The organism is Streptomyces sp. NPDC001787, from assembly GCF_040297465.1.
Taxonomy (GTDB): Bacteria; Actinomycetota; Actinomycetes; order Streptomycetales; family Streptomycetaceae; genus Streptomyces.
Map to the genome: position 1 here is coordinate 56,537 of NZ_JBEOZE010000010.1, position 25,483 is coordinate 82,019.

26 protein-coding genes are annotated in these 25,483 nt (G+C 71.9%); 16 read left to right on the plus strand and 10 right to left on the minus strand.

Features of this window, described 5'->3' with window-relative positions; genetic code table 11:
• Nucleotides 1-89 precede the first annotated feature (89 nt).
• Nucleotides 90-662: a TetR/AcrR family transcriptional regulator gene (locus ABT170_RS16355; protein WP_329943818.1), complete on the plus strand. Its 573-nt coding sequence runs from the start codon at nucleotides 90-92 to the stop codon at nucleotides 660-662.
• 123 nt (nucleotides 663-785) lie between these two features.
• A complete protein-coding gene (locus tag ABT170_RS16360) occupies nucleotides 786-3,035 on the plus strand; it encodes an MMPL family transporter (protein WP_329943817.1) in 2,250 nt (749 codons plus the stop codon).
• Between the two features lie 136 nt (nucleotides 3,036-3,171).
• On the opposite strand, the gene ABT170_RS16365 is transcribed toward ABT170_RS16360, so the two are convergent.
• Nucleotides 3,172-3,531, minus strand: coding sequence for an SsgA family sporulation/cell division regulator (locus tag ABT170_RS16365; protein ID WP_329943816.1), 360 nt, complete (start codon nucleotides 3,529-3,531; stop codon nucleotides 3,172-3,174).
• A gap of 210 nt (nucleotides 3,532-3,741) precedes the next feature.
• On the opposite strand from ABT170_RS16365, the gene ABT170_RS16370 reads away from it, so the two are divergent.
• The 9 genes from ABT170_RS16370 (at nucleotide 3,742) to ABT170_RS16410 (ending at nucleotide 11,878) form a co-directional block, all read left to right on the plus strand.
• Nucleotides 3,742-4,824: an energy-coupling factor ABC transporter permease gene (locus ABT170_RS16370; RefSeq protein ID WP_351867928.1), complete on the plus strand. Its 1,083-nt coding sequence runs from the start codon at nucleotides 3,742-3,744 to the stop codon at nucleotides 4,822-4,824.
• 1 nt (nucleotide 4,825) lies between these two features.
• Nucleotides 4,826-5,587, plus strand: a complete 762-nt coding sequence (gene cbiQ, locus ABT170_RS16375; RefSeq protein ID WP_329943814.1) for a cobalt ECF transporter T component CbiQ — start codon at nucleotides 4,826-4,828, stop codon at nucleotides 5,585-5,587.
• Nucleotides 5,584-6,366: an energy-coupling factor ABC transporter ATP-binding protein gene (locus ABT170_RS16380; RefSeq protein ID WP_329943813.1), complete on the plus strand. Its 783-nt coding sequence runs from the start codon at nucleotides 5,584-5,586 to the stop codon at nucleotides 6,364-6,366. Before cbiQ ends, ABT170_RS16380 begins: the two co-directional genes overlap by 4 nt.
• Before the next feature lie 67 nt (nucleotides 6,367-6,433).
• Entirely contained in the window at nucleotides 6,434-7,597 is a 1,164-nt protein-coding gene (locus ABT170_RS16385) for a serine hydrolase domain-containing protein (protein WP_329943934.1), read from the plus strand.
• Nucleotides 7,594-8,379, plus strand: coding sequence for an SDR family NAD(P)-dependent oxidoreductase (locus ABT170_RS16390; protein WP_329943812.1), 786 nt, complete (start codon nucleotides 7,594-7,596; stop codon nucleotides 8,377-8,379). The genes ABT170_RS16385 and ABT170_RS16390 overlap by 4 nt, the downstream gene beginning before the upstream one ends.
• A gap of 494 nt (nucleotides 8,380-8,873) precedes the next feature.
• A complete protein-coding gene (locus ABT170_RS16395) occupies nucleotides 8,874-9,485 on the plus strand; it encodes a MepB family protein (RefSeq protein WP_351867933.1) in 612 nt (203 codons plus the stop codon).
• Nucleotides 9,486-9,631: 146 nt separating this feature from the next.
• Nucleotides 9,632-9,988: an effector-associated constant component EACC1 gene (locus ABT170_RS16400; RefSeq protein WP_351867935.1), complete on the plus strand. Its 357-nt coding sequence runs from the start codon at nucleotides 9,632-9,634 to the stop codon at nucleotides 9,986-9,988.
• A gap of 210 nt (nucleotides 9,989-10,198) precedes the next feature.
• Nucleotides 10,199-10,867 (plus strand): HEAT repeat domain-containing protein, encoded by a 669-nt coding sequence (locus tag ABT170_RS16405; RefSeq protein WP_351868175.1) that lies wholly within the window; start codon nucleotides 10,199-10,201, stop codon nucleotides 10,865-10,867.
• Between the two features lie 6 nt (nucleotides 10,868-10,873).
• Complete coding sequence (locus ABT170_RS16410) at nucleotides 10,874-11,878, plus strand: MerR family transcriptional regulator (RefSeq protein WP_351867938.1); 1,005 nt, start codon at nucleotides 10,874-10,876, stop codon at nucleotides 11,876-11,878.
• Nucleotides 11,879-12,011: 133 nt separating this feature from the next.
• Here the strand turns inward: ABT170_RS16410 and ABT170_RS16415 are convergent, their stop codons facing one another.
• Nucleotides 12,012-12,863, minus strand: a complete 852-nt coding sequence (locus ABT170_RS16415) for an EamA family transporter (RefSeq protein WP_351867941.1) — start codon at nucleotides 12,861-12,863, stop codon at nucleotides 12,012-12,014.
• Entirely contained in the window at nucleotides 12,860-13,402 is a 543-nt protein-coding gene (locus ABT170_RS16420; protein ID WP_329943801.1) for a YbaK/EbsC family protein, read from the minus strand. The genes ABT170_RS16415 and ABT170_RS16420 overlap by 4 nt, the downstream gene beginning before the upstream one ends.
• A gap of 182 nt (nucleotides 13,403-13,584) precedes the next feature.
• Between ABT170_RS16420 and ABT170_RS16425 the strand changes: the two genes are divergently transcribed.
• From ABT170_RS16425 to ABT170_RS16435, 3 genes are all read left to right on the plus strand, one after another.
• Nucleotides 13,585-14,625, plus strand: coding sequence for an ArsR/SmtB family transcription factor (locus ABT170_RS16425; protein ID WP_351867945.1), 1,041 nt, complete (start codon nucleotides 13,585-13,587; stop codon nucleotides 14,623-14,625).
• 342 nt (nucleotides 14,626-14,967) lie between these two features.
• Nucleotides 14,968-15,342, plus strand: a complete 375-nt coding sequence (locus ABT170_RS16430; protein ID WP_351867948.1) for a hypothetical protein — start codon at nucleotides 14,968-14,970, stop codon at nucleotides 15,340-15,342.
• Between the two features lie 69 nt (nucleotides 15,343-15,411).
• Nucleotides 15,412-16,026 (plus strand): 3'-5' exonuclease, encoded by a 615-nt coding sequence (locus ABT170_RS16435; protein WP_351867951.1) that lies wholly within the window; start codon nucleotides 15,412-15,414, stop codon nucleotides 16,024-16,026.
• 22 nt (nucleotides 16,027-16,048) lie between these two features.
• On the opposite strand, the gene ABT170_RS16440 is transcribed toward ABT170_RS16435, so the two are convergent.
• Both ABT170_RS16440 and ABT170_RS16445 read right to left on the minus strand, forming a co-directional pair.
• A complete protein-coding gene (locus tag ABT170_RS16440) occupies nucleotides 16,049-17,692 on the minus strand; it encodes a penicillin-binding transpeptidase domain-containing protein (protein WP_351867954.1) in 1,644 nt (547 codons plus the stop codon).
• 124 nt (nucleotides 17,693-17,816) lie between these two features.
• Nucleotides 17,817-19,586, minus strand: a complete 1,770-nt coding sequence (locus ABT170_RS16445; RefSeq protein WP_329943798.1) for a dolichyl-phosphate-mannose--protein mannosyltransferase — start codon at nucleotides 19,584-19,586, stop codon at nucleotides 17,817-17,819.
• Nucleotides 19,587-19,638: 52 nt separating this feature from the next.
• Between ABT170_RS16445 and rsmI the strand changes: the two genes are divergently transcribed.
• Nucleotides 19,639-20,517, plus strand: a complete 879-nt coding sequence (gene rsmI, locus ABT170_RS16450) for a 16S rRNA (cytidine(1402)-2'-O)-methyltransferase (protein ID WP_351867958.1) — start codon at nucleotides 19,639-19,641, stop codon at nucleotides 20,515-20,517.
• A gap of 156 nt (nucleotides 20,518-20,673) precedes the next feature.
• On the opposite strand, the gene ABT170_RS16455 is transcribed toward rsmI, so the two are convergent.
• From ABT170_RS16455 to ABT170_RS16475, 5 genes are all read right to left on the minus strand, one after another.
• Nucleotides 20,674-21,741: a serine hydrolase domain-containing protein gene (locus ABT170_RS16455; RefSeq protein WP_502970526.1), complete on the minus strand. Its 1,068-nt coding sequence runs from the start codon at nucleotides 21,739-21,741 to the stop codon at nucleotides 20,674-20,676.
• Nucleotides 21,738-22,667: a DUF6895 family protein gene (locus ABT170_RS16460; RefSeq protein WP_329943796.1), complete on the minus strand. Its 930-nt coding sequence runs from the start codon at nucleotides 22,665-22,667 to the stop codon at nucleotides 21,738-21,740. The genes ABT170_RS16455 and ABT170_RS16460 overlap by 4 nt, the downstream gene beginning before the upstream one ends.
• A gap of 85 nt (nucleotides 22,668-22,752) precedes the next feature.
• Entirely contained in the window at nucleotides 22,753-23,763 is a 1,011-nt protein-coding gene (locus ABT170_RS16465; RefSeq protein ID WP_329943795.1) for a DUF6895 family protein, read from the minus strand.
• On the minus strand, nucleotides 23,760-24,479 hold the full coding sequence (locus ABT170_RS16470; protein WP_329943794.1) for a hypothetical protein: 720 nt from the start codon (nucleotides 24,477-24,479) through the stop codon (nucleotides 23,760-23,762). Before ABT170_RS16470 ends, ABT170_RS16465 begins: the two co-directional genes overlap by 4 nt.
• 10 nt (nucleotides 24,480-24,489) lie before the next feature.
• A complete protein-coding gene (locus ABT170_RS16475) occupies nucleotides 24,490-24,666 on the minus strand; it encodes a hypothetical protein (protein ID WP_266922880.1) in 177 nt (58 codons plus the stop codon).
• 417 nt (nucleotides 24,667-25,083) lie between these two features.
• Between ABT170_RS16475 and ABT170_RS16480 the strand changes: the two genes are divergently transcribed.
• A complete protein-coding gene (locus ABT170_RS16480; RefSeq protein WP_329943793.1) occupies nucleotides 25,084-25,464 on the plus strand; it encodes a hypothetical protein in 381 nt (126 codons plus the stop codon).
• The last annotated feature ends 19 nt before the right edge of the window (nucleotides 25,465-25,483 follow it).

A 25,483-nucleotide genomic window follows, 5' to 3' on the forward strand; every position in this document is an offset into this window, starting at 1 on the left:
GAGTCGGGGGAGTACGGTCAGGTGTACGAAACGGTTTCGTTCGATGTTGAGCGAGGCCGGAGGAGCGAGACCCCGAGGGAGGCCGGCACATGGCACGCACCAGGCTCACACCTGAGCGTGAGAGTGAGATGTACGCCGCCGTCCTCGACCTGCTCCGCGAGGTCGGTTACGACGCCCTGACGATGGACGCCGTCGCCGCCCGTACCCGGTCCAGCAAGGCCACCCTCTACCGTCAGTGGGGCAGCAAGGCCGAGCTGGTCGTCAAGGCGCTGCGGAACAACAAGCCGGTGGATCTCACCGAGATCGACACCGGATCGCTGCGTGGAGACTTCCACGCCGTGCTGCACCGCAGCGACGACTGTCAGATGGAGAAGGACTCCGCGCTGATGCGGGGTCTGAGCCAGGCCGTCCACGACAATCCCGATCTGCACAAGGCCATGCGCGAACTGCTGATCGAGCCGGAGATGACCGGCCTCGATCTGCTGCTGCGACGGGCCGTGGACCGGGGCGAGCTGCGTCCGGACAATCCGGCGCTGAAGTACATCCCGCACATGCTGATCGGCGCGTTCGCCGCTCGGCAGCTGGTCGAGGACCGCGCCGTCGACCAGGCGTTTCTCATCGATTATGTCGACTCCGTGGTCCTCCCCGCCCTCGGCGTCTGACGTCCCCGCACCTCACCAGGCACGGCCCTCTCCCCAACGCTCCACCTGACACGCCGCTCTCGTCGTCGGGCTGGTTCCGCACGCCCATTTCCACTCACACGACCTGACCGGGAGTACGCCCCCGTGGCCACATTCCTCTACAAGCTCGGACGGCTGACCTTCCGGCGCCGCCGCCTTGTCGCCCTTGTCTGGGTGGCACTGCTGGCGCTCGCCGGATTCGGCGCCGCCTCCGCGTCCACCGCCACCTCCAGCTCCTTCTCGATTCCGGGTACGGAGGCCCAGAAGGCCTTCGACCTGCTGGAACAGCGCTTCCCGGGCAGCAGCGCCGACGGCGCCACGGCCCGCGTCGTCTTCAAGGCGCCCGACGGGCAGAAGGTGACCGACGCCGCCAACAAGGCCGAGGTCCAGGGCATCGTCGCCGAGCTGAAGTCCGGTTCGGACCAGATCGCCTCGGTCGCCGACCCGTACACGGCCGACGCCGTCAGCAAGGACGGCTCCACGGCGTACGTCTCGGTCTCGTACAAGGTCAACTCGATGGAGCTGACCGACCCGACGCGTGAGGCGCTGGAGGACGCGGGGACCTCCGCCGAGAAGAGCGGGATGACCGTGGCGATCGGCGGTGACGCGCTCATGGTGATCCCGGAGACCGGCATCACGGAGGTCATCGGGGTCGGCATCGCCGCGGTGGTCCTCGTCATCACCTTCGGTTCGCTGATCGCCGCCGGGCTGCCGCTGCTGACCGCGCTCATCGGCGTGGGCATCGGTGTCTCGACGATCACGGCGCTGGCGAACGTCCTGGACCTGGGCTCCACCACCTCGACGCTCGCGATGATGATCGGCCTCGCGGTCGGCATCGACTACGCGCTCTTCATCGTCTCCCGCTACCGCGCCGAACTGGCCGACGGCCGGGAGCGCGAGGAAGCCGCCGGACGGGCCGTCGGAACGGCCGGATCCGCGGTCGTCTTCGCGGGCCTGACCGTGATCATCGCCCTGGTGGGCCTGGCCGTCGTGAACATCCCGATGCTCTCGAAGATGGGCTTCGCCGCCGCCGGTACGGTCGCCATCGCCGTGCTCATCGCGCTCACCCTGGTCCCGGCCCTGCTGGGCTTCGCGGGCAAGCGGGTCATGGGACGCAAGGCGCGCGAGGCCGCCGCGGCGGAGAACCGCCCCGACGCGAAGCCGAACATGGGCACCCGCTGGGCGCGGTTCGTGCTGCGCAAGCCGGTGTGGGTGCTGCTGGCCGGTGTCATCGGCCTCGGCGTCGTCGCCGTACCGGCCGCCTCGCTGGAGATGGGCCTGCCGGACGACGGCGCCCAGCCCAGGAGCACCACGCAGCGTCAGGCGTACGACATGCTCTCGGACGGCTTCGGCCCCGGGTTCAACGGGCCGCTGATGGTCGTCGTCGACACGAAGAACAGCTCGGACGGCAAGACCGCCGTCAGCCAGGTCTCCCAGGAGATCGAGTCCCTCCCGCACGTCGTCGCCGTCACCCCGGCCGCCTTCAACAAGGCCGGCGACACCGCGACCATCACCGTCATCCCGCAGGACCGGCCCAGCTCCGTCGAGACGGAGAACGTGGTCCACGCCATCCGTGACGCGGGCGCCGACGTCAGGAGCGACTCCGGCGCGGAGGTGCTGGTCACCGGCGCCACCGCGATGAACATCGACTTCTCCCAGAAGATGAACGACGCGCTGCTGCCCTACCTGGCGCTCGTCGTGGGGCTGGCCTTCCTGCTCCTGATGCTGGTGTTCCGCTCGGTCCTCGTCCCGCTGAAGGCGGCCCTCGGCTTCCTGCTCTCGGTCGTCGCGGCGCTCGGCGCGGTCGTCGCGGTCTTCCAGTGGGGCTGGCTCGGCTCGCTCTTCGGGGTCGAGCAGACCGGCCCGATCATGTCGATGATGCCGATCTTCATGGTCGGTGTGGTCTTCGGTCTGGCCATGGACTACGAGGTCTTCCTCGTCACCCGGATGCGGGAGGCGTACGTCCACGGGGAGAGCCCCGGCCAGGCCATCGTGACCGGCTTCAAGCACGGCGCACGGGTGGTCACGGCCGCGGCCGTGATCATGATGGCGGTCTTCGCCGGCTTCATCGGTGCCAGCGAGCAGATGATCAAGATGATCGGCTTCTCGCTCGCCATCGCCGTCTTCTTCGACGCCTTCGTGGTGCGGATGGCGATCGTGCCCGCGGTGCTCGCCCTGCTCGGCAAGCGGGCCTGGTGGCTGCCGCGCTGGCTGGACCGGGCGCTGCCCAATGTGGACGTGGAGGGCGAGGGGCTGCGCAAGCAGCTCGGCGAGACGTCCGGGTCCGCCCAGGACGGGTCCGGGCCGGGCGGGTCCGGGCCGGGCGACGACGAGCGCGAGCTGATCCGGGTCTGAGACCCCAGAGCCCCGGGGCCCGCGCCTGAGCGGAGCGCGGCCCCGGAAGCGCCGGTACCTGTGGGGACGGGGGCCGGGCGCGTGACGAAAGCCCCCGTGCGAGCGGCACGGGGGCTTTCGTCACGCGTACGGGCCGTCAGGTGCCGCGGACGGCCGGCTGCGGGGGCGCGGCCTCGCCGTGGGTCCGGCCGAGGAAGCGGATCAGCGTCGTGTTCTCGAACTGGAACACCTCGACGCCGTCCTCCGAGTGCAGCTCCACGATCAGCTGCGTCCTGCCGCACGGCCAGACGCGTACGGCGCCGCGTTCGGCGGGGAAGCGGAGGCCGCGCTCCAGCAGATCGCGGCCGAACGCCCAGTCGCTGCCGCCGGGCAGGGTGACATGGACGGTCCGGGGGTCGACGGCCGCGTCGTAGCGCAGGGCCACGGGGACGGGGCGGGTGAGGGGGCCGTCGGTGATGAGCCGGGCGCGGGCACGTTCTTCAATCACGGGGGACATGAGCCGGCTCCTCCTGTATGTAGAACTCTGCACTCCAATGTCCCATATTTCGGACCAGGGGTGCGACGGATGCGCGGGAAGTGGATAGAGGTAGGGCATCCAGTTGTGACCTGCTTGCTCTTGCATATGGTTCGCAACAGGGTCCTATCATTGACGCGTTCATGACCCCGATTGCGGGGACGCGGAAACCGCAGGAAGCGGAGCCACCTCATGCATGTACCCGACGGATTCATCGGCGCACCCGTCTCCGTGGCCGCGGGAGTCGTCGCCGCGGGCGCCGTCGCCGTCAGCCTCCGCGGGGCCCGCCGTGAACTGGACGAGCGCACCGCCCCCCTCGCGGGCCTGGTGGCCGCCTTCATCTTCGCCGTGCAGATGCTGAACTTCCCGGTCGCCGCGGGTACCAGCGGGCACCTGCTGGGCGGGGCGCTGGCCGCGATCCTCGTGGGGCCGTACACCGGGGTGCTCTGTATCTCCGTCGTCCTGCTGATGCAGGGCATCCTCTTCGCGGACGGCGGCCTCACCGCGCTCGGGGTGAACATCACCGTGATGGGTGTGGTCACCGTGGTCGTCGCGTACGCCCTGTTCCGCGGCCTGACCGGGATACTGCCGCGCACCCGCCGCTCGGCCACCGCCGCCGCGTTCGTCGCCGCCCTGGTCTCCGTACCCGCCGCGGCCTGCGCCTTCACCCTGATCTACTGGATCGGCGGCACCACCGACATCCCGATCGGCAAGGTCCTGACCGCGATGGTCGGCGTGCATGTGCTGATCGGTGTCGGGGAGGCCGTGATCACCGCGCTGACCGTGGGCGCCGTCATCGCCGTCCGCCCCGACCTCGTGCACGCCGCCCGTGGACTCGCCGCCCCGCTCAAGCTCCGCGTCGACGGCGAGCTGATCGACGCCCCGGTCGCCTCCGGCTCCTCCGCCGCGCCCGCCCCGGCGGCCACCCGCTCCACGCGCGGGATCCGGGCCGCCGGTCTGATCACCGCCCTTCTCCTCGCGGGCTTCGTCTCCTACTACGCCTCCGCCAGCCCCGACGGCCTGGAGAAGGTCGCCGCCGACAAGGGCATCGACAAGAAGGCCGAGGAGCACGCCGCCGCGGACTCCCCGCTCGCCGACTACGGCGTCAGGAACGTCACCGACGCCCGGATCTCCGGGGGCCTGGCCGGAGTGATCGGCGTGAGCGCCACGATCGTCGTCGGCACCGGCGTCTTCCGGGTCGTACGCAGAAGGCGCGCCGACCGGAACACCGGCCCGGCCGACGACAGCGCCCACCGCGCCGGGGGGAACGTCTGACATGGGCGCCGGCCACGCCCACAAGCTCTACCGGCACGGACACTCACCCGTCCACGGCCTGCCCCCGCACTGCAAGCTCGTCGCCGTCCTCTGCTTCGTCATCGTCGTCGTCACCACCCCGCGCGAGGCGATGTGGGCCTTCGCGCTGTACGCGGCGCTGCTCGGCGCCGTCGCCGCCATGGCCCGCATCCCCGCCGGATTCCTGCTGAAGCGGCTGGTCATCGAGGTGCCGTTCGTCGCGTTCGCGCTGCTCATGCCGTTCGTGGTGCCCGGCGAGCAGACCGAGGTCCTCGGGCTCTCCGTCAGCGTCCCCGGCCTCTGGGGCGCCTGGAACGTCCTCGCCAAGGGCACACTCGGCGTCGCCGCGTCCGTGATCCTCGCGTCCACCACCGAGCTGCGGTCCCTGCTGCTGGGCCTCCAGCGGCTGAGAATGCCGCCCCTGCTCGTCCAGATCGCGTCCTTCATGATCCGGTACGGGGATGTCATCACCGGCGAGATGCGGCGGATGTCGATCGCCCGGCGCTCCCGGGGCTTCGAGGCGCGCGGAGTACGCCATTGGAGTGTCCTCGCCAAATCGGCGGGCGCCCTGTTCATCCGGTCCTACGAGCGCGGCGAGCGCGTCCACCTCGCGATGGTCAGCCGCGGCTACACCGGCACGATGCCGGTCATCGACGAGGTGACGGCCACCCGGACCCAGTGGGCGTACGCCTCGGCGCTCCCCGTGCTCGCCCTCGTCATCTGTCTGCTGGGATGGTCCCTATGAACAGCCCCCCGTCCGCGGCCCCCGCACAGCCCCCCTCGCTGGAGGTCAGCGGTCTCGCGTACGCCTATCCCGACGGCCATCAGGCCCTGTTCGGCGTCGACCTCACCGTGGCCCGCGGCGAACGGGTCGCCCTCCTCGGGCCCAACGGGGCGGGCAAGACCACCCTCGTGCTCCACCTCAACGGCATCCTCGACGCGGGCGCGGGCACCGTGCGGGTCGCCGGGCTCCCCGTGGCGAAGCGGAACCTCGCCGAGATCCGCCGCCGGGTCGGGATCGTCTTCCAGGACCCCGACGACCAGCTCTTCATGCCGACCGTCCGGGAGGACGTCGCCTTCGGGCCCGCGGCGGCCGGACTGCGCGGCCCCGAACTGGAGGAGCGGGTCCGCTTCGCGCTCGAACAGGTCGGCATGGCGGAGTACGCGGACAGGCCGCCGCACCATCTGTCGTTCGGGCAGCGCCGCCGCGTCGCCGTGGCCACCGTCCTCGCCATGCGGCCGGAGATCCTCGTCCTGGACGAACCCTCGTCCAACCTCGACCCCGCCTCGCGCCGCGAACTCGCCGACATCCTGCGCTCCTTGGACGTCACCGTGCTCATGGTCACGCACGATCTGCCGTACGCCCTGGAACTGTGCCCGCGCGCCGTCATCCTCAGCGAGGGCGTCATCGCCGCCGACGACCCCACCCGGGATCTGCTCTGCGACCGGGACCTGATGCGCGCGCACCGGCTGGAGCTGCCCTTCGGCTTCGACCCGCGCTCCGTATCCGTCAACCAGGGGTGACCCGCCACGCGTCCGGCACGCGGCGCGATGCACCATGGGGGGTATGAGCGGGAGCGCAGGAGCAGGCGTGGACGTACGGGGCACGGTGGCACCCGGATTCGAACCGGTTGGGGACGCTTTCGTCCGCAACTTCGAGCGGCGCGGGGAGCGCGGTGCGGCCGTCACGGTCTACCGCCACGGGCGCAAGGTCGTGGATCTGTGGGCCGGTACGAAGGATGTCGACGGCACCGAACCGTGGGCCGTCGACACCGTGCAGGTCGTCCGCTCGGCCGGAAAGGGCATCGCCGCCGCCGTACCGCTGATGCTGCACCAGCGCGGGCAGGTCGACCTGGACGCCCCGGTCGGCACGTACTGGCCGGAGTTCAAGGCGAACGGCAAGGAACGCGTCCTGGTCCGTCACCTCCTCGCCCACCGGGCCGGCGTGCCCGCGCTGGACCGCGTCCTGACCCCCGCGGAGGCCGCCGACGGGGTCTCCGGAGCACGGGCCGTCGCCGCCCAGCGCCCGCAGTGGGAGCCCGGCACCGACCACGGCTACCACGCCCAGACCTACAGCTGGCTCATCGGCGAACTGGTGCGCAGGGCCACCGGCCGGACCATCGGCCGCTGGATCGCCGAGGAGATCGCCCGCCCGCTCGGCCTGGACTTCTGGTTCGGGCTGCCCGTCGAGGAGGCCCACCGCGTCGGCCGGATCGGCCCGGTCGAACCGCCGGCCGCCGAGGCCGGGGGCGGCATCCTGCGCGTGCGCCCCAAGCGCAGCGTCACCGAGGCCTACCGCGACCCGGAATCCCTCACCCGCCGGGCCTTCGGGGCGATCGACCCGTTCCCCGACGAGAACGACGCCGCCTACCGGGCCGCCGAACTCCCCGCCTCCAACGGCATCGCCACCGCCCGCGCCCTGGCCCGCTGCTATGCCGCGATGATCGGCGAGGTCGACGGCCACCGGCTGTTCGCCCCGGCCACGCTCACCCTCGCCCGCACCGAGGAGTCCGCCGGCCCGGACCGGGTGCTGGTCGTCAGCACCCGCTTCGGCCTCGGCTACATGCTGCACGGCCCGGCCGCCCCGCTGCTGGCCCCCGGCTCCTTCGGACACCCGGGCCGGGGCGGCTCGCTCGGGTTCGCCGACCCCGAATCCGGCATCGCCCTCGGCTATGTGACGAACGGTCTGCAGAAGGGAGTCACCGCCGACCCCCGTGCCCAGGCACTGGTCAGAGCAGTACGGTCGGCCCTATGACTCCTTCCCGCTTCGACGGTCACCGTGTCCTCATCACCGGCGCCGGCCAGGGCATCGGCGCGGCGACCGCCCGCCGCCTGGCCGCCGAGGGCGCAGCCGTACTCGTCACCGACCTGGACGCCACCCGCGCGGAGAACACCGCCGAGCGGATACGGGCTGCGGGCGGCACCGCCGAGGCCCTGCCCTGCGACGTCGGCGACCGCCGGGCCGTCGAGGCGGCCGTCGCCCATGTCGTCGCCGTCTTCGGCGGGCTGGACGTGCTGGTCAACAACGCCTTCTCGGCCGGCGCGGACACCCCGCTCTTCGAGGACGAGACGGACGAGGTCTGGCAGCGGGACCTGGACATCACCCTGACCGGCCCGTACCGCTGCTCGCGCGCCGCCCTGCCGCACCTGGTGGCCTCGGGCCGGGGCGCGATCGTCAACATCGGCTCGGTCAACGGCGAACAGGACTTCGGCGGCCACGCCTACAGCGCCGCCAAGGCGGGCCTGGCCAGCCTGACCCGCACCCTGGCGGGCCACGCGGGCCCCCGGGGCGTCCGCGTCAACCTGGTGGCCCCCGGCACGATCCGCACCCCCGCCTGGGCGGGCCGCGAAGCGGAACTGGACCGGATCGCCACCCTCTACCCCCTGGGCCGCATCGGTGAGCCCGAGGACATCGCGTCCGCCGTCGCCTTCCTCGCCTCGCACGAGGCGTCCTGGATCACGGGCACGACCCTGCGCGTGGACGGCGGGCTGCTGGGCGTGAACACGGGGTTCCGGAGGGCGGTGGCGGAGGGGTAGGGGTGGCTGCGAACTGCTCGGCTCCGCACCTTCGTTCGGCGTCGTCCAGCAGCGGGCGCAGCTCGGCCACAGCGGCCAGGGCGCGCCGACGTTCCGCCCGCCCTGCGCGCAGCGTCTCCGCCCACCCGGAGGCGGGTGCGGCGACGGTCAGCAGCCGGTCCGGCCGCCCGGACAGATCCCTGCCCGCCTCCGCCGCGTCCCGAGCCTGCGGCCCGGCCTCCACCAGCACCCGCAGGGCGACGAGCAGGGCCGTGGAACGCGGATCGGGCCGGTTCACGTCCATCCGTACCTCGACGGCCTCACGCGTCGTACCGGCGGTACGTCCCGCACGAGCGGTTTGCGCCGCACCCGTCCGGATGATCAAGGAAGGGAAACGGCAGTTGTGCGGCGCTTCGCCTTTCTGCCCCCGGCAGTCCGCCGGGCACGTGAACGTGCCCCGCCCGTGATGACCCCGGGTGTCGATCGAGTACACCGGACGATGGCAGCATGGAGGAATGGCGACGAACTATGAGAAACCCCCGGAATTCCCGGCCCAGGACCGGGCACGGGACCCGGCCCGGGCACAGGACCCGGCCCGGTTCCCCGAGCCCTGGTCCTCCGGCGCCCCGGTCCACGACGATCTCCTCGCGGCGAAGGCGCTGGTGTACGACCCGTTGGGGTTCACCTGCTCACGGCCGGTGGCGGAGGCGGAGAGCGCCGAGTACGGGGCGTACGGATTCACCCTGGACGGCCGCTCCGTCAGGTTCCGCGCGGCCAGGACGACGCCGAAGAAGGCCGGCCAGTTCGTCACCCTGTGGCAGAGGTCCGGGGACGGCCCGATCCGGCCCTTCGACGCCGAGGACGGCGTCGACCTCGTCGTCATCAGCACCCGTGAGGGCGGGCACTTCGGGCAGTTCGTCCTCCCGCGCGAGGTGCTCTGCGAGCGGGACATCATGTCGAGGAACGGTACGGGCGGAAAGCGCGGGTTCCGCGTCTACCCGCCCTGGGCGACGACGACGAACCGCCAGGCGGGCAGAACGCAGACCTGGCAGCTGAACCACTACCTCCCCGTCGGGGAGGACGGACCGGCCGACACCGACCGCGCCCGCGCGCTCTATCACCCGTAGAGGCTGTCCCGGAACGGAACGGGCCACCGCTTTCCGCCGGCGGCCGACTTGCCGTACACCCGGGTGCCCCACGCTCCGACTGCCCACGATGGCAAGGGGAGTTGACGCACGCTCCCCACGGGAATCCAGCACGTCGAAGGAGTCGGATGCAGCTCGCCCTGCGGATCGAAGAGGACCGGGACCACCGCGAACTGCTGGCGCTGCGCACCTGGCTGAACCGGTCGGACGACCTGCGCGGGCGGGCCGGCCTCGCACCGCAAGGGCCGCTCTCCCCCGGGGACATGGGCGCCGGCCTGGACCTGATCAACGTCGTCCTCTCGAACGGCATCGCCCTCGGCAGCCTCGTCACCGCGGTCGCCACCTGGCGCGCCACCCGCCCCGGCCGCCCCGCCGTACGCGTCGAGGTGAACGGCGTGACCGTCACCGTCGACACCGACGACCCGGAGACGCTCACCCGGGTCACCGAGGCACTGCGTGGCGACGGCTCCACGGCCGATTCCTGAGACGCGCGGTGCTCCGGCACGGGGGCTCAGACGGTGTCGCACACCTGGGGTGGCTCAGCAGCTCCGGTCGGACGTGAGGCCGGAGCCGCTGATGAGGCCGCGAGGGGGTCGGCCCATGCTGCCGAACGGGCCCTCGTGATCTCGCGGCGTGACGCCGCTTGACCTTGTCACAGTGGCAAGGCCTTCACTGTGGCCGAGGAGGTGATCCCGATGATCATGCCGAAACAGGACACGGACGCCGTGCGAACTCTCCAGGGGCTGGAGCACAGCGACTCGTCGGTGCGGTTGCAGACAGCGCTGGCGGTCGGCACGAACCCCGACGCGCGGTTCATCGACAAGCTGATCGGGCGATGCGCGATCGAGCCCGAGTTCTACGTTCGTGAAATGCTGACGTGGGCGCTCACCCGCCACTCCGCGGCACTGACGGTTCCGGAGCTGCTCGGTGAAGTCCGCTCGGAGCATGCGCAGGCACGGAGCCAGGCGTTGCACACGCTGTCCAAGATCGGGGATCGGCAGGCATGGCCGGCGATCACGCGGGCGCTGCTGACCGACGCCGACGACGAGGTGGCGCGGAGCGCCTGGCGAGCTGGGGTCGTGCTCGTGCCCGAGGGCGAGGAGTCCGAGTTGGCAGCGGTGCTGTCGACGCAGCTCGGGCGGGGCGAACGGGAGACGCAGCTGAGTCTCAGCAGGGCGCTGATCGCGCTCGGAGAGGTGGTTCTGCCCACGCTCCGCGCTGCGATGACGCATCTCGAACCTCGCGTACGGCAGCATGCGATCGCCACGGAACGGCTGTTCCGCGACCCGGATGCCGGATTCGAGTTCGCGATCGAGGAGGCGAAGCGCGTCGTGGCCCTCGGCGGGGCCGGCCAGGAGGAGTGACGGACAGTGTTGATCGGCGAAGTGGCACGGCGCTCCGGGGTCAGCGCCCGCATGCTCAGGCATTACGAGTCACTCGGGCTGGTGCGGCCGACGGGACGCACCGGGGCGGGCTATCGGGAGTACTCCGGCGAGGACATCCGGCGGATCTTCCACATCGAGAGCCTGCGGTCATTGGGGCTGTCGCTGCGTGAAGTCGGGCGCGCGCTGGATGATCCCGGCTTCTCGCTCCCGGAGCTCGTCGATGACCTGATCCGCCGGACGCGAGAGCGCATCGAGGTGGAGACGGAGCTGCTCACGCGGCTCCGCCGGATCGGGGCCGCGGAACCCGCCGGCTGGGAGGACGTCCTCCAGAGCGTCGCGCTCCTCCAGGCGCTGGGGTCGAAGAGCGCCGGGACGCGCCAGCGCGCGGCCCTGTCAGCGATCGAGGAAGTTCCGGTTCCGGTGGAGGCGTTGGTCGAGGCGGCGCTGAGCGAGTCGGACCCGAACGTCGCCGGGGCCCTTCGCTGGGCCTTGGCGCGATCGGGCGGTGGCGGATGCGCGTTGCTGGCGGAGGGGCTCGGCTCACCGGTGGCCGAGGTACGGAAACGTGCCGTCCAGTCCCTCGCCGAGATCCCGAACGGCGAGTCGACCGTGCTGCTGCGGGACGCCCTCACCAACCCCGACCTCGTTGTCCGCAGGTACGCGGCTCTGGCGCTCGGGGTACGGGGAGTGGCCGACGCGGTCCCGACGCTCATCGACATGGTCGTCGAGGAGGCGCATGACGTCGATGCGGCGGATGCGCTCAGCGCGCTGGCGAGTCGTCCCGCGCTGGCGGACCAGATCGCCGCGGGGCTGGTCGACCGCCTCGCCCACGGCACCGCCGAATCGCCCGCACGTCTACGGCTGGCACAGGCACTCGCGGACATCCCCGGGGCCACGGCGTCACGTGCCCTCGCGGATCTGTCCCGTGACGAAGACCGTGCTGTCGCGCTTACCGCGACGTACGTTCTCGGGATGCGCGCCGCACAGTAGCGGACTCCTTTCCCATCGGCCGCTCCTCCAGGCGGACGCGGATGCGGAGGTGGATGTGGAGGCGGAGGGGCGCCGGGGCGGTCCGCAGGACCCGCACCGGGCTCCACAGGTGACCGTAGGGCCGAGCCGAGCGTCAGCTCGTGTGCAGCATCAGCCCGATGCCCACCACCATCAGTCCGGCAGCCGCGATGCGCGGGGCGCCGAAGCGTTCCTTGAAGAACAGGGTGCCTATCGCCGCGCCCACGATGATCGAGGACTCCCGCAGCGCCGCGATCGGGGCGAGCGGGGCCTTTGTCTGGGCCCACAGGACCAGGCCGTACGCGGAGACCGAGAGGGCCGCGCCGAGGAGGCCGCGGACCGCGTACGGGCGTAGCTGCGGCAGGAGTGCGGCGCGGCGGCGCCAGAGTGCGTACGCCGGGATGGCGAGGCCCTCCAGGATCATCAGCCACGCGATGTAGCCGAGCGGGGTGCCCGAGGCGCGTACGCCGACACCGTCCACCGTGGTGTACCCGGCGATGGCCAGGCCCGTGCCGAGGGCCGCCAGGATCGCCGGCCAGTGCGGGCGTTTCCCGGAGCCGCGGATGCCCCACAGGGCGAGGCCGACGAGTCCGGCCGAGGCGACCGCGACGCCCGCCGTGGCCCAGGCGTCGGGGCGTTCGCCGACGAAGACCGCGGCCAGGACCGTCACCACGAGCGGGGCCGTGCCCCGGGCGATCGGGTACATCTGGCCGAAGTCGCCCAGGGTGAACGACCGCATCAGCAGCAGCATGTACGCCACGTGCAGCGCGGCCGAGACGAAGAGGTACGGCCAGGCCTCCGCGGCCGGGAACGGGACGAACAGGGCGGCCACCGCGCCGATCAGCAGGCCGCCCCCGGATATCAGGGTGAAGGAGACGAGCTGGTCCTTCATCGCGTGCGCGATGGCGTTCCACGAGGCGTGGGTGATCGCGGCCATGAGGACCGCGAACGCGACCAGAGGGGTCACTTGGTCTGCTCGCGCACATCGGCCACCGTGGCGCCCGCGTGGGCGATCAGCGTCTTGGGGTCGAGCGGGAACACCGTGTGCGGGGTGCCCGCCGCCGCCCACACCACCGCGTGGTCCAGCAGCCCGCGGTCCGCCAGCACGCGGGTCTTCGTCACATGGCCGAAGGGCGGTACGCCGCCGATCGCGTACCCCGTGGTCCCGCGGACCAGGTCGGCTCCGGCGCGCTTGACCTTCCCGGCGCCCAGCTCCTTCCGTACGAGCTCCACATCGACGCGCGAGGACCCGTCCATCAGGACCAGGACCGGTACGCCGTCCGCCTCGAAGATCAGCGACTTGACGATCTCGCTGAGCGCGCAGCCGACCGCCGCAGCCGCCTCGGCGGCGGTGCGGGTGGCGTCCGGGAACCGGCGTACCTCCACCTGGAGGCCCAGCTCGCGCAGCGCTTCGGCGAACCGGGGGTGGGCATCGGAGGAGGAGGCGGCGGAGGGAGAGGCGGTGGTCGGGGGCGTGGTTTCGGGCGCGGTTTCGGGGGTGCTCATGTGCTGCACGCTACTGAACCGTGCCGGGCGGGCACCAGACGGATTCCGGAGTGCCGCACTCCGGGTGATGTCGGTGACTTCCGGTCAAAACGTGGCCGGATGGGTGCCTGTGCCAACCGAGGCTCCCTGACCCGGCGTCGGTGGGTAAGGGCCCATGGGGAAGTACGACAAGGGGGGAAAACTTGTTGCGCGTCCATTTCACCGGCCGGGACCTGGAGTACATCCGCATCGCCCGCCGACCCGACCCGCTGTGGGAGATCGTCTGCAGCGTCTGCCGATTACAGACCAAGGAAGGGCCGCTCGTGTTCGGCCCGTGGCGGCGTGCGGTCGCCCCGCGCCTGAAGGGTGACGCCGCCGCGCGCGGTGCCGCGCTCGCCCTGCGCAGCCTGGTGCCGTTCGGCCCGTACTTCCCGGACTTCCTGACGCCCGCCGTGGACGGTGGCACCACCGACCTCCGGCAGGGCATCGAAGGAGTGCTCTCGACGCCGCGACGCCGTCTGCGCGACGAGCTGGTGCTGCTGGCGGAAGGCGGGGAGAGCGCGGTCACGGGGGTGCGGGTGCGGCCGTTCGCCGGGGCGGAGCTGGCCCGGGGCGACACCACGGCGCTGCGCGCACTGGGCGGACTCCTGAGCTCCTACGACGAGGTGTTCGTCGCACCGTTCCGGCACCGGATCGACGAGGCGGTGGCGCTCGACGTCGCCTGGCGGTCCCGGGAGCTGTCGGCGGGCGGGACCAGGGCGCTGCTGGGCACCTTCCGGCCCATGGCCAGGTGGAGCCCGCCGGTGCTGGAGGTGGAGTATCCGGTCGAGAGGGACCTGTACCTCGACGGGCGCGGCCTGCTCCTGGTGCCGTCCTACTTCTGCTGGCGCATGCCGATCACCCTGGTCGACGACGCGCTGATGCCGATGCTGGTCTACCCGGTGGCCAAGTCCGTCGAGCGGCCCGTCGACAGGCCCGCCGGTCCGGAGGGGGCGGGGTCCGTGTCCTCCCTGGTCAAGCTGCTCGGGCCGACGCGGGCCGCGCTGCTGCGCGAGGTGGCGGCGCGCGGCTGCGCCACGACGTCCGAACTGGCCGAAGCCGTCGGCTCGTCGCTGCCCAACACCAGCCAGCAGCTGGCGATTCTGCGCGAGGCCGGGCTGGCCTCCAGCCGCCGGGAGGGCCGGTTCGTCCTGCACATTCCCTCGCCGCTGGGCCTGACGCTGCTCGAAACGACCAGCCCCTGACCCTGGCCCCGATCCGGGTCTCGGTGCGGGCCCTGACCCTGACCCTGGCCCCGATCCGGGTCTCGGTGCGGGCCCTGTCCCTGACCCTGGCCTCGATCCGGGTCTCGGTCCGGGGCCTGACCCGACCTGGGCGTCGATCCGGGGCCCTGATACGGCGTCCGTTCTCCCGACGCTTTCATCCGGATGAAAGCGTGCGGCGCCCGGAGCGGCTGCGGGGCCAAGCTCTTTCCATGCCGGGCGTCACGGCAACGGAAGACGTTGCGGGGAGGGCGTCCGGAGGGACGACAGCCATTCCACAGGGGAGTGCGGTGTCCACCGGGCACGGCACAGGGAAGGATCGACATGCGCAGGTTCGTACGAGCAGCAGCGGCACTCACATTCGCGGCGGGGGCCGTGCTGGTGACGGGGGCGGGTGCGCAGGCCGCCGACGCCGGCACGCAGGCCGTCACGGTGCACGGGTGCCGGTCCGGGTACGTCTGCATCTACCCGAAGGCGTCGTGGAACTCCGACAGTCCGGAGCTTGAGTTCTTGACGTACGGCGCCCACAACCTGGTCAACCACACCGGGATGCACCGGGTGTTCAACAACCAGACCGGCGGAGCGTCCGTGCAGCTCTGCAAGAAGTACGACGGTGGCGACTGCGGCACCAAGGGGTTTCCGGGTCAGTACACCGACGCGGACCTGACCCCGATCAACTCGATCAAGCTGGCCCCGTAGCGGGCCGGTTCACCGCCCGGCGGTGAAAACGGGGTGACGTGGGGGCGAGGGAAATCTACCCTCGCCCCCATGAGCACGGGTGAGGCGCTGCTGAACGTCGTCGATGTCGAAGCGACCTGCTGGGACGGGCAGCCGCCACCCGGGCAGGTGAGCGAGATCATCGAGATCGGCCTCACCGTCGTCGATCTCCGCGCGGGCGAGCGCCTGGCCAAGCACCGGCTGCTGGTCCGGCCCGCCAGGTCCCGGGTCAGTCCGTTCTGCACCGAGCTGACCGGGCTGACCCAGGCCGAGGTGGAAGCGGGCCCGTCCTTCGCCGAGGCCTGCCGAATGCTGGCCACCGAGCACCGGACCGGGGCGCTCCCGTGGGCCAGCTGGGGCGACTACGACCGCAACCAGTTCACCCGCCAGTGCCGCCACACGGGCACCCGGTACCCCTTCGGCCACCAGCACACCAACGCGAAGGTCGCCTTCACGGCTTCGTACGGGCTGCGCAAGCGTCCCGGCATGGCGCGGGCGCTGGAGACCGCCGGCCTCCCGCTGGAGGGCCGTCACCACCGGGGCGACGACGACGCGTGGAACATCGCCGCCCTGGTGCTCGATGTGGCGGGGCGCGGTGACTGGCCGGACCCGCCGGAACCGCGGGACCCGTGGGACGTGGGGGACTCGCCGGTCCCGCGCGGCTGACCGGTCGGCCGGCCCCGTCCGCTCAGCCGCCCGCGCGCAGTACGTCGGCCACCACCGGGCCCGCCGCATCGCCGCCGTGGCCGCCGGACTGGACGACCGCCGCCGCCGCGAGGTCGTTGCTGAAGCCGGTGAACCAGCTGTTGGACGTGCCCTGTCCGTCGACCTCGGCCGAGCCCGTCTTGGCGCCCTTGTCGCCGCCGACCGAAGCCATGGCGTCCCGGCCCGTGCCCCAGGCCGCCGTGGCCCGCATCATCTGGGTGAGCTGCTGGGACACATGCGCGGGCAGGGAGCGGGAGGACGTGGCGAGCTGACGGTCGTCCAGCGACTGCGGGACGATGACGGGCTGGCGGAAGGTGCCGGTGCGGGCGGTCGCCGTGATGGACGCCATGTTGAGGACGTTCATCTGGACGGTGCCCTGGCCTATGTACTGGGCCGCGGCCACGCCGCCGGTCTCCTCCGGGACGCTGCCGTCCGTGGTGACGACGCCGGTCTTCCAGTCCAGGCCGATCCCGAAGACGTCCCGCGCCTCCTTGGCGAGGGCGGCGTCGTCCTTCACGTCGTCGATCAGCTTGATGAAGGCCGTGTTGCAGGACCGGGCGAAGCTCTGGGTGAAGGTGCTGCCGTCCGGCAGGTCGAAGTACTCCAGGTTGTGGAACGTATTCCCCTGGTACATCACGTCCTTGGGGCACTCGGCCGCTCCGTTCGCGGTGGCGAGGCCCTTCTCGATCAGCAGCGCGGCGGTCATGATCTTCAGCGTGGAGCCGGGCGCCTGCTTGCCCTGGAGCGCCACGTTGAACTCGGTCACCGGGTTGTTGGCCACCGCGCGGATCGCGCCGGTGGAGGGCTTGACGGCGACCACCGACGCCTGGCCGAACTTCCTGACCGCCTGTTCGGCCGCCGCCTGGGCACCGGCGTCCAGGGTGGTCCGGAGCTTGCCGGGCCTGCCCTTGGTCACCGTCAGCAGCGTCCGGTCCGGGGCGTTCGCGTCGGCGCCCTCGATCCAGGTCTCGATGCCGGGCGTGCCGCCGGCCGTGGAGCCGTACTTGGTGCGCAGGGTCTCCAGGACCGGCCCGAGCGACGGGTACTTCTCCTTGGTCAGCACCTTGCCGTTGCGGTCGACCGCCTCGATCTGCGCGAGGGCGGACTCGCCCGTCCTCAGTGTCGCGCCCTCCGTCAGCTGCGGATGGACGACGGAGGGCTCCCAGTCGACCAGGGCCTTTCCGGTGGTCACACCGCGCACCACGGTCAGCTCCGAGGTGTACGACCAGGGCTTGGTCTTCCCCTTGTAGGAGACGGTCGCCTTCACCGTGTACGGCACCTTGGTGCCGACCGCCGGGCCGGGAGTGATCACGGCCTTGCCGACATGGGCGTCCTCGGCGAATCCGGCGAGCAGCGGCTCGGCGGCGGACTCGTTGTTCGTGAGGGCGGAGGCGCCCTTCGCGTCCCCGGCCGCCCACGCCGTGAGGAAGTCCTCCGACGTCCCGGTGATCTCCGCCTCGCTGAGCGGCCCCGTCCTCACCTTCTGCGACGCGGTCCTGGACGAGGCGGACCCGGAATCCGTACCGCCGTCGCCACCCCCGAGCATGCTGTACGCCCCGTAGCCGATGCCTCCGGCCGCCAGTACGAACACTCCGCCGACCACGGCGACCTTCGCTCCACTGCGCATCTGTGCAGTCCCCCTCCCCAGGAGTCCCCCTTGAACGTGTTCAAGGGGAGCTGTCAGGAACCATAAGGGGTGGTGACGGCTGGTGAGTGTGTTGTTACCGGACCGGAATGCTGTCCGGTGGGTACTACACCCAGGTGTCCAGCCACATCCGGTCGCGCCAGGAGTCCTCGGGGATGGAGGTCCCGGTGTACAGCGGCCAGAAGTAGATGAAGTTCCAGACGATCAGCAGGATCAGCACGCCCGCCGCGACCGCGCCCAGCGTCCGGCGTCTCTCACCGCCGGGGTCGTCGGTCGGCAGGCCCACTTCCGCCTTCGCCCCGGTGCCCGCCGCGGGCCCCAGCATCGCGCCGATCATCATCGACACGGCCAGGCACAGGAACGGGACGAACACGACCGCGTAGAAGAGGAAGATCGTGCGCTCCTGGTAGAAGAACCAGGGCAGCCAGCCCGCCGCCACACCGCAGGCGATGGCGCCCGCCCGCCAGTCGCGCCGGAAGAACCAGCGCCACAGCACGTACAGCAGCGCGAAGCACGCGGCCCACCAGAGCAGCGGGGTGCCGATGGCGAGCACCTCGCTGGCGCACTTGCCGGTCGCCGACTCCTTGCAGCCGCTCGTCTCCTCGTAGAAGTACGAGACGGGGCGGCCCAGGATGATCCAGCTCCAGGGGTTGGACTCGTAGGTGTGGCCGGAGGTCAGGCCGACGTGGAAGTCGTACACCTGGTTCTCGTAGTGCCACAGGCTGCGCAGCCAGTCGGGCAGCCAGGTCCAGCTGCCGCCCTTGCCCTCGGTCGCCGCCCAGTTGCGGTAGTAGCCCTTGTCCGTGACGATCCAGCCGGTCCACGAGACCACGTACGTGCCGATCGCGACCGGCACCGTGGAGACGAACGCGGGCACCAGATCGCGCAGGACCACCGCCCGGTAGGGCCGTACCGCGCCCGCCGTGCGCCGCCCGGCCACGTCCCACAGCACCGCCATCACGCCGAACGCGGCCAGGATGTAGAGGCCGTTCCACTTCGTGGCGAACGCCAGCCCCAGCATCAGACCCGCGGCGATCCGCCACGGCCGCCAGCCCAGGCGCAGGTTCTCGGCGATGCGCGCGTCCGGGCGCAGCACCCCCTCCGCCTCGTCGTAGGGCAGGGCGGCGACCAGTTTCCGGCGGGCCCAGTCGCGGTCGATCACCAGGCACCCGAAGGCCGCCAGCACGAAGAACATCAGGATCAGGTCGAGCAGCGCGGTACGGCTCATCACGAAGTGCAGGCCGTCCACCGCGAGGAGCAGGCCCGCCAGACAGCCCAGGAACGTGGACCGGAACAGCCGCCGGCCGATCCGGCACAGCATCAGGACGGACACCGTGCCGAGCAGCGCGACCATGAAACGCCAGCCGAACGGCGTGAAGCCGAACATCTGCTCACCGAGCCCGATGATCCACTTGCCGACCGGCGGATGCACGACATAGCCGGGATCGACGGGGATCTCCACCCCGGAGGGGTTCTTCAGGATCAGTTTGTCGACGTCCTTGGGCCACGCCCCCTCGTACCCCTGGTTGACCAGGGCCCAGGCGTCCTTGGCGTAGTACGTCTCATCGAATATCACCGCGTCCGGCTTGCCCAGGTCGTGGAACCGCAGCAGCCCGGCGACCAGCGCCACCAGCAGCGGCCCGCCCCAGGCCGACCAGCGCACCAGACGGTCCGCGAGCGTCGGAGGCACGCCGAGCACCGCCCACAGCCGGGCTCCCGGGCGGGTGTACGGCGGCACCAGCCGCTCGCGCAGCCCGATTCCCGGCCGGGGCGAATGGCCGAAGCGGCGCAGCCGCCGCTGCCAGGAATGCGGCTCTTCGCCGTGCTGGTCCCCGGCGTCTTGGCCCTGCTGGGCTTCGGGCGCAGTACTCGTCACCGCGCCATCGTAGGGAACGCATCTGTGCGAGGCGCGCTCCCGGGCTGGGAGGATGGTTGTTGTGACTGGAACGACTGGAACGCTGGTACTCGCAGGGACCCCCATCGGCGATGTGGCGGACGCCCCGCCACGGCTCGCCGCCGAGCTGGAGCGGGCCGACGTCGTGGCCGCCGAGGACACCCGGCGGCTGCGCCGCCTCACCCAGGCGCTCGGCATCCACACCACGGGGCGTGTCGTCTCCTACTTCGAGGGCAACGAGTCGGCCCGCACACCGGAACTCGTCGAGGCGCTGACGGGCGGCGCGCGGGTGCTGCTGGTCACGGACGCCGGGATGCCGTCCGTCTCCGACCCCGGCTACCGGCTCGTCGCCGCGGCCGTCGAGAAGGACATCCGGGTCACGGCGGTGCCGGGCCCGTCGGCGGTGCTGACGGCGCTCGCCCTGTCCGGGCTGCCGGTGGACCGGTTCTGCTTCGAGGGCTTCCTGCCCCGCAAGGCGGGCGAACGTCTCGGCAAGCTCCGGGAGGTCGCCGACGAGCGCCGCACGATGGTCTTCTTCGAGGCCCCGCACCGGCTCGACGACACCCTGGCGGCGATGGCCGAGGTGTTCGGCGCGGACCGCCGGGCCGCCGTGTGCCGGGAGCTGACCAAGACGTACGAGGAAGTGAAGCGCGGCCCGCTGGGCGATCTCGCCGTGTGGGCGGCCGAGGGCGTACGCGGTGAGATCACCGTGGTCGTCGAGGGGGCCACGGACTCCGGCAACGAGGACCTGGACCCCGAGGAGCTCGTCCGCAGGGTGCAGGTGCGCGAGGAGGCGGGGGAGCGGCGCAAGGAGGCCATCGCGGCGGTCGCGGCGGCTGCCGGGCTGCCCAAGCGTGATGTGTTCGACGCGGTGGTCGCGGCCAAGAACGCCGCCCGGGGCCCGAAGCCCTGACCGGTCCGGGCTCGGAGTCCTGACCGGTCCGGCCCTGAAGTTCTGACCGGTCCGGCCCCCGAAGTCCTGACGGTCCGGGCGCGGCGCGCCGGCCAATCCCGGCGCGGCGCGCCGACCGGCGCCGGCGGGCGCCGTGCGCCGGGCGGAGGCGTCCCGTCAGAGCTTTTCCGTCAGCAGCTCGTGGATGGTCGCGATGAACGGGTCGGCCCTGTTCACCCGTCGGTCGACCATGGCCGCCAGAGCGGTACCGGTGTCCGGGCGGAAGCCGAGGAACATCTGCTGCCCGAGCGTGGCTCCGGCATGGAAGCAGACCGGCCCGCGCGGTGACGGATGGCGGAACCAGGTCAGCGTGTGCGTATGGGCGTGCCGCAGCCCGCGCCGCAGCAGCGGGCGCCGTACGTCCGTGAGCGCGACGGCCAGGGGGCGGGTGGGTGCGACGGCCGGCGGCAGATGCGCCTCCAGGAACGTGAGCAGGTCCGGCGGCGTCGCCCGCACCGCTCCGGCGGCGGTGAAGCCGCCGGTGTCCAGCGCGGGCAGCGTCCTGCCGTCGCGTCGGTGCCCCACGGCATCGCTGCCCGGCGGACCCGGGCGCAGCCGTGTGCCGTCCAGCCCGAGCGGGCCCAGTACCTCCTGCTGGAGCAGGACCTCCCAGGGTGTGCCGGTGGCGGCGGCGAGGGTGTGCCCGAGCACGGAGACCGCGAAGTTCGAGTAGTGCCAGCGGGTGCCCGGCCGGTGGCGCGGGCGGGCGCGGAGGAAGGCCCGTACGACCCGGTCGGCCGGATAGCCGCTGTACGGGGCGGTGGACCACCGGGGCAGCGCCTGCGGGTAGAAGTCGGCCGGCAGCGCGGGGAGCCCCGAGGTGTGGGTGATCAGATGGCGCAGGGTGATGGCGCGCACGGCGGGATGCACCGGCCGGCCCGGGGCCAGCAGCTCGGCCGCCGAGTCCTCGTACCGCAGCCGGCCCGCCGCGACGAGCGTGGCCAGCAGCAGTCCGGTGAAGGGCTTCGACGCGGAGCCGAGCTCGTGGTGGAGCCGGTCGCGGGGCACCTCGCCGGGCTCCGCGCCGCCGAACCGCAGGGTGCGGTGGCCCCGGTGGCTGAGCGCGATCACGAGGCCGGGCGCGTCGATGGTCCGCGCGGCCCGGTCCAGCAGCCGGGCCCTCTCGCCGCGGTCCGGGGAAGGACGGCCCGCGGGGGCCCGGCGGACGTCCTGGCGGGCCGTCACGCGGGGGCCGGGGCGGCGAGGTCCGACAGGGCGCGGGACAGGGCCAGCGCCGAGGCGAACGCGGCCACCAGCGTGGGGTGGTAGAGGAGGTCGAAGACCGACTCCTCGTCGCCCTCCGGCATGGGCATGGCGTCCATCACGGGCATCGCCCCGTCCGGCTGCTGGGCCCCGGCGAATCCCGCCCAGGCGGCGGGGTCCAGGGTCGGCGCCGGCAGGCAGGCGTCGACGACGAGCAGTTCGCCCAGCAGGTCCCAGCGGCCCAGGTCGAGCCAGTCGTCCAGCCACACCGGCAGCCAGAGGGCGAGGTAGTCCGCCACCTCGGCGGGCAGCCCGGCCGGGTTCGCGCCCCAGTCCGTCAGGTGGAAGACGGTGTGCGTGATGTCGTAGCCGATGTTGCCCTCGACGGTCCAGGGCTCGGGCCGCCGGGACAGCCAGGTGTTCCGGTACGCCTCGTCGATCGGCACGCTCGGCTCCAGTCCGAAGCGGCGCTCCACGGCGCTGAGCCCGAGCCGGCGCGCGGGCTGGACCTCCAGCCCGCCCCAGCTGGTCAGCCGGTGGTTCAGCCGGACGGCGGCCTCCAGCTCCGGCGCCCGGAACCCCAGCTCCCGGAACGGTACGTAGACCTCCATCGGAATGGGGCAGAGCGGTTCGCGCCGCTGGCCGTCGACCAGCCGGCTTCCCGAGCCGAGCAGGTCGTGCCAGGCGTGGTCGAGGAGCTTGCGCGCCAGGTCGGCCTGCCGGGAACCGGCGACCCCCTCCCGGAAGATGACCTTGCTGATCATCGCCAGCTCGCCGAGCGGCTTGAACCGGTCCAGGACACCCGCCTCGGGCGGCGGGTCGTCGTCCAGCCGGAAGCCCGCCCGGTGGTCGTAGAGCCACCCCAGGGCCCGCGCGCCCACGTCGTGGATCTGCTGGATGCCGCTCATGCGGCAGCTCCTTCCGTGCGGCTGGTCCGGCTGATACGACCGGTGCGGCTGATACGACCGGCGTGGCTCATGCGACCGGCGTGGCTCATGCGGCTGCCCCGGTTTCCGCTGCCGCGACGTCCTGCCGGTGAGCGGTGAGCCGCTTCAGGCACAGCGCGGCGGCGAACGCGGTCACCAGCGTGGAGTGGTAGCAGGCGAGAAAGGGGTACGGGTCGGGGTCCTCGTCCCCGGAGGCGGCCAACGGGCCCGTCTCCGGTACGGCGCCGCTCGCGGCCTGCGCGGCGGCGAGCGCGGGCCAGGCCGCGTCCAGCAGGGCCGAGGGCGGCGGGCCCGGCAGGGCGGCGGCGACCGCGAGCAGTTCGCCGGTCAGGTCCCACTGCTCGCTCTCCAGACAGCCGTCCACCCAGGGGGGCAGCCAGGCCCGCAGATAGGCGTCGATGCCGGCGGGCATCCGCTCGGGGACGCAGCACCAGTCGGTGATGTGGAAGACGGTGTGGGTCAGCGCGTAGCCGGAGGGGCCCTCGAACATCCATGGCTCGGACAGCCCGCCCAGCCAGGTGCGCGCGAGGACCGGACCGGGGTCGGTGTGCGGGGCGGTGCCGACGCGCCGTTCCGAGTTGATCAGCCCCAGCTCCCGGTTGGCGTGCTGCTCGGTGTGGGCCCAGCCCCTGGTCGCGGAGAGGGTCCCGGCCAGGCGCTCGAAGCCCTCGTGGCGCAGCCCGTATCCGGCGAAGGCCGCGTAGATCTCGTACGGGTAGGCGGCGAAGGGTTCGCCGTGCAGCAGTTCCAGCAGCAGGTCGCCGGTGTGCAGCTGCTCCCAGGCGAAGGCGATGAGTTCCCCGGCCGTCCGGTGCTCCGGGGTGCCGGGGACGGTGCTGCGGCGGATGGTGGTGCAGAGCTGGGCCAGCTCGCCCAGCGGCTTGAGCGTGGCGTTGACCTGGGTGTGCGGCTCCAGTACGTCCTGGGGGAGCACGAAGCCCGAGCGGTGGGCGTCGGCCCAGCCGAGCGCCTGTCGCAGTACGCGGGGCAGGACGGACAGTGCCGCGCCCGTCGTGCCGCCGTGCTGTGCGTCGGGACCGGCCGCCGCTGCCGTCACCGCGCCCGCCCCTCGGCCATGAGCCGGGCCGCCCGTACGTGCAGCGTGACCCGGGGGTCCGGGCCGCCCATGAGTTCGACGAAGTCGAGTCCGCGCTCCAGGCCCAGGCTCTCGGGCCGGCCGTCCAGCGCGGCCAGCCAGCGGCCGGCCCCCGCCGCCTGGAGCCAGTTGCGCCGCCGCACCGCGCGCACGAATCCCCGGGCCAGGTCCACGACCCGGTGCGCGGCGGCCCGGTGCACGGCCGACGAGGCGGCCGGGACGGCGAGCGGGGCCAGTACGGAGAGCTGATGGGTGAACGCCTGCCAGGGGGCCCCTTCGAGCCAGGCCGCATCCGGCTCGCCGACGCCGGCGCCGGCGGCCGGCGGCTGTCCGGGAGCGGTGGTGGCCGGTGCTGTCCGGTGCAGGGCCGACATCATGCCCCAGTGGCTCCAGGCCGCCGCGTCGGAGGCGTCGGGCTTGGGCGGGAATTCCCGCACGGCACGGTGGAGCACGGCGATGTCGCCGGGATGCGGATCGCGCCCGTGCAGAACACTGGGCAGAAGGAGATCGGCCCCGATGACACGTACGGCGGCGATTCCCGTCCGGTTGTCCTCGTCGATTCCGGCGGCGCCGCATACCGTGGCGAGGTGGTCCCCGCTCCGAAGAGCGAGGACCACCTCTGTTGCCAGGTCATGCACGGCACCCGCGAGGGGGGACGAGGCATGTGACTGGTCCATGTGCTACCGACTAGCCCTTCTTCGGGCGGGGGGTCGGAGGCGCGAGCAGCAGGAGCGAGCCGCCTCCGAGAAGGGCGAGGTACGCGCACTCGCGCGAGTCCCGGTAGAAGCCTTCGGCCTCGCCCGGGTTGAGAGCCGCGTCGAGGTCGAGCTCGATGTCGGTGGCAGTGGATTCGGTGGTGTACATGGGTGTTTCCCCGTCCTGTGGGAAGTGGGGTTCTGCGTACGGTCCGAGTGAAATACACGAAATGTAAAGCCGCAAATCGGACTGAATGAGTCTGGAATTTCTCCTTTCAATTGAATGATGAATTCTTATGGCTCTCGGTAAGGCAATGGCCTGGGGTAATGCCTATTCCCTTCACGCGAACGGGGGGTGGTGCGCGGGGCGCATTCGGCCTGGCGCGGGGGGCGCTCACGGGCGGTCGGTGCCGGGCCGGTCACGGGCGTTCCTGCCTGGGGCCATGCGGGGGCAAAGGGCTGCCAAAGGAGGCCAAGAACGCATCAATGCTGGCTCTGAGCTGGTGCGTCCGCCCATACGGAGGTGTCCACTGGAAGGTGACGGGCAATCCCCGGAGTGCTTGTCCGGCGGACAAGAGGAGCAGGTATGAGCGAGATCGCAGCAACCACCGTGCATGAGGCGTACGCCTTCGCCTGCATGAGGTGTGGATACGGCTGGGAACAGGCCTACGAGATAGAGCACCACGTCGACGGTGCCGGCCATGCCTTCGTGGTCTACAAGGCGGACGGGGAGCGCGTGCCTTCGCCGCTGTCCACTCCTACCTGCACGAACTGCGGTGGACACGTGGTCCGGATCATGCGGGCCGGCCGGGTCTCCACCGTTCAGCAACTGCTCCAGCGCAAGCAGATTCCCAAGCCCCCGGAGCCCGCCGAGGAGGACGAGGTGGCCGCGGTGGCCGTCGGCGCGCCGCGGACGCCGCACCACTGGCATCTGTCCGACCTGCTGCACCCCTTCCACCGCCGGTAGAACCGGGCAGCGCCCGCCT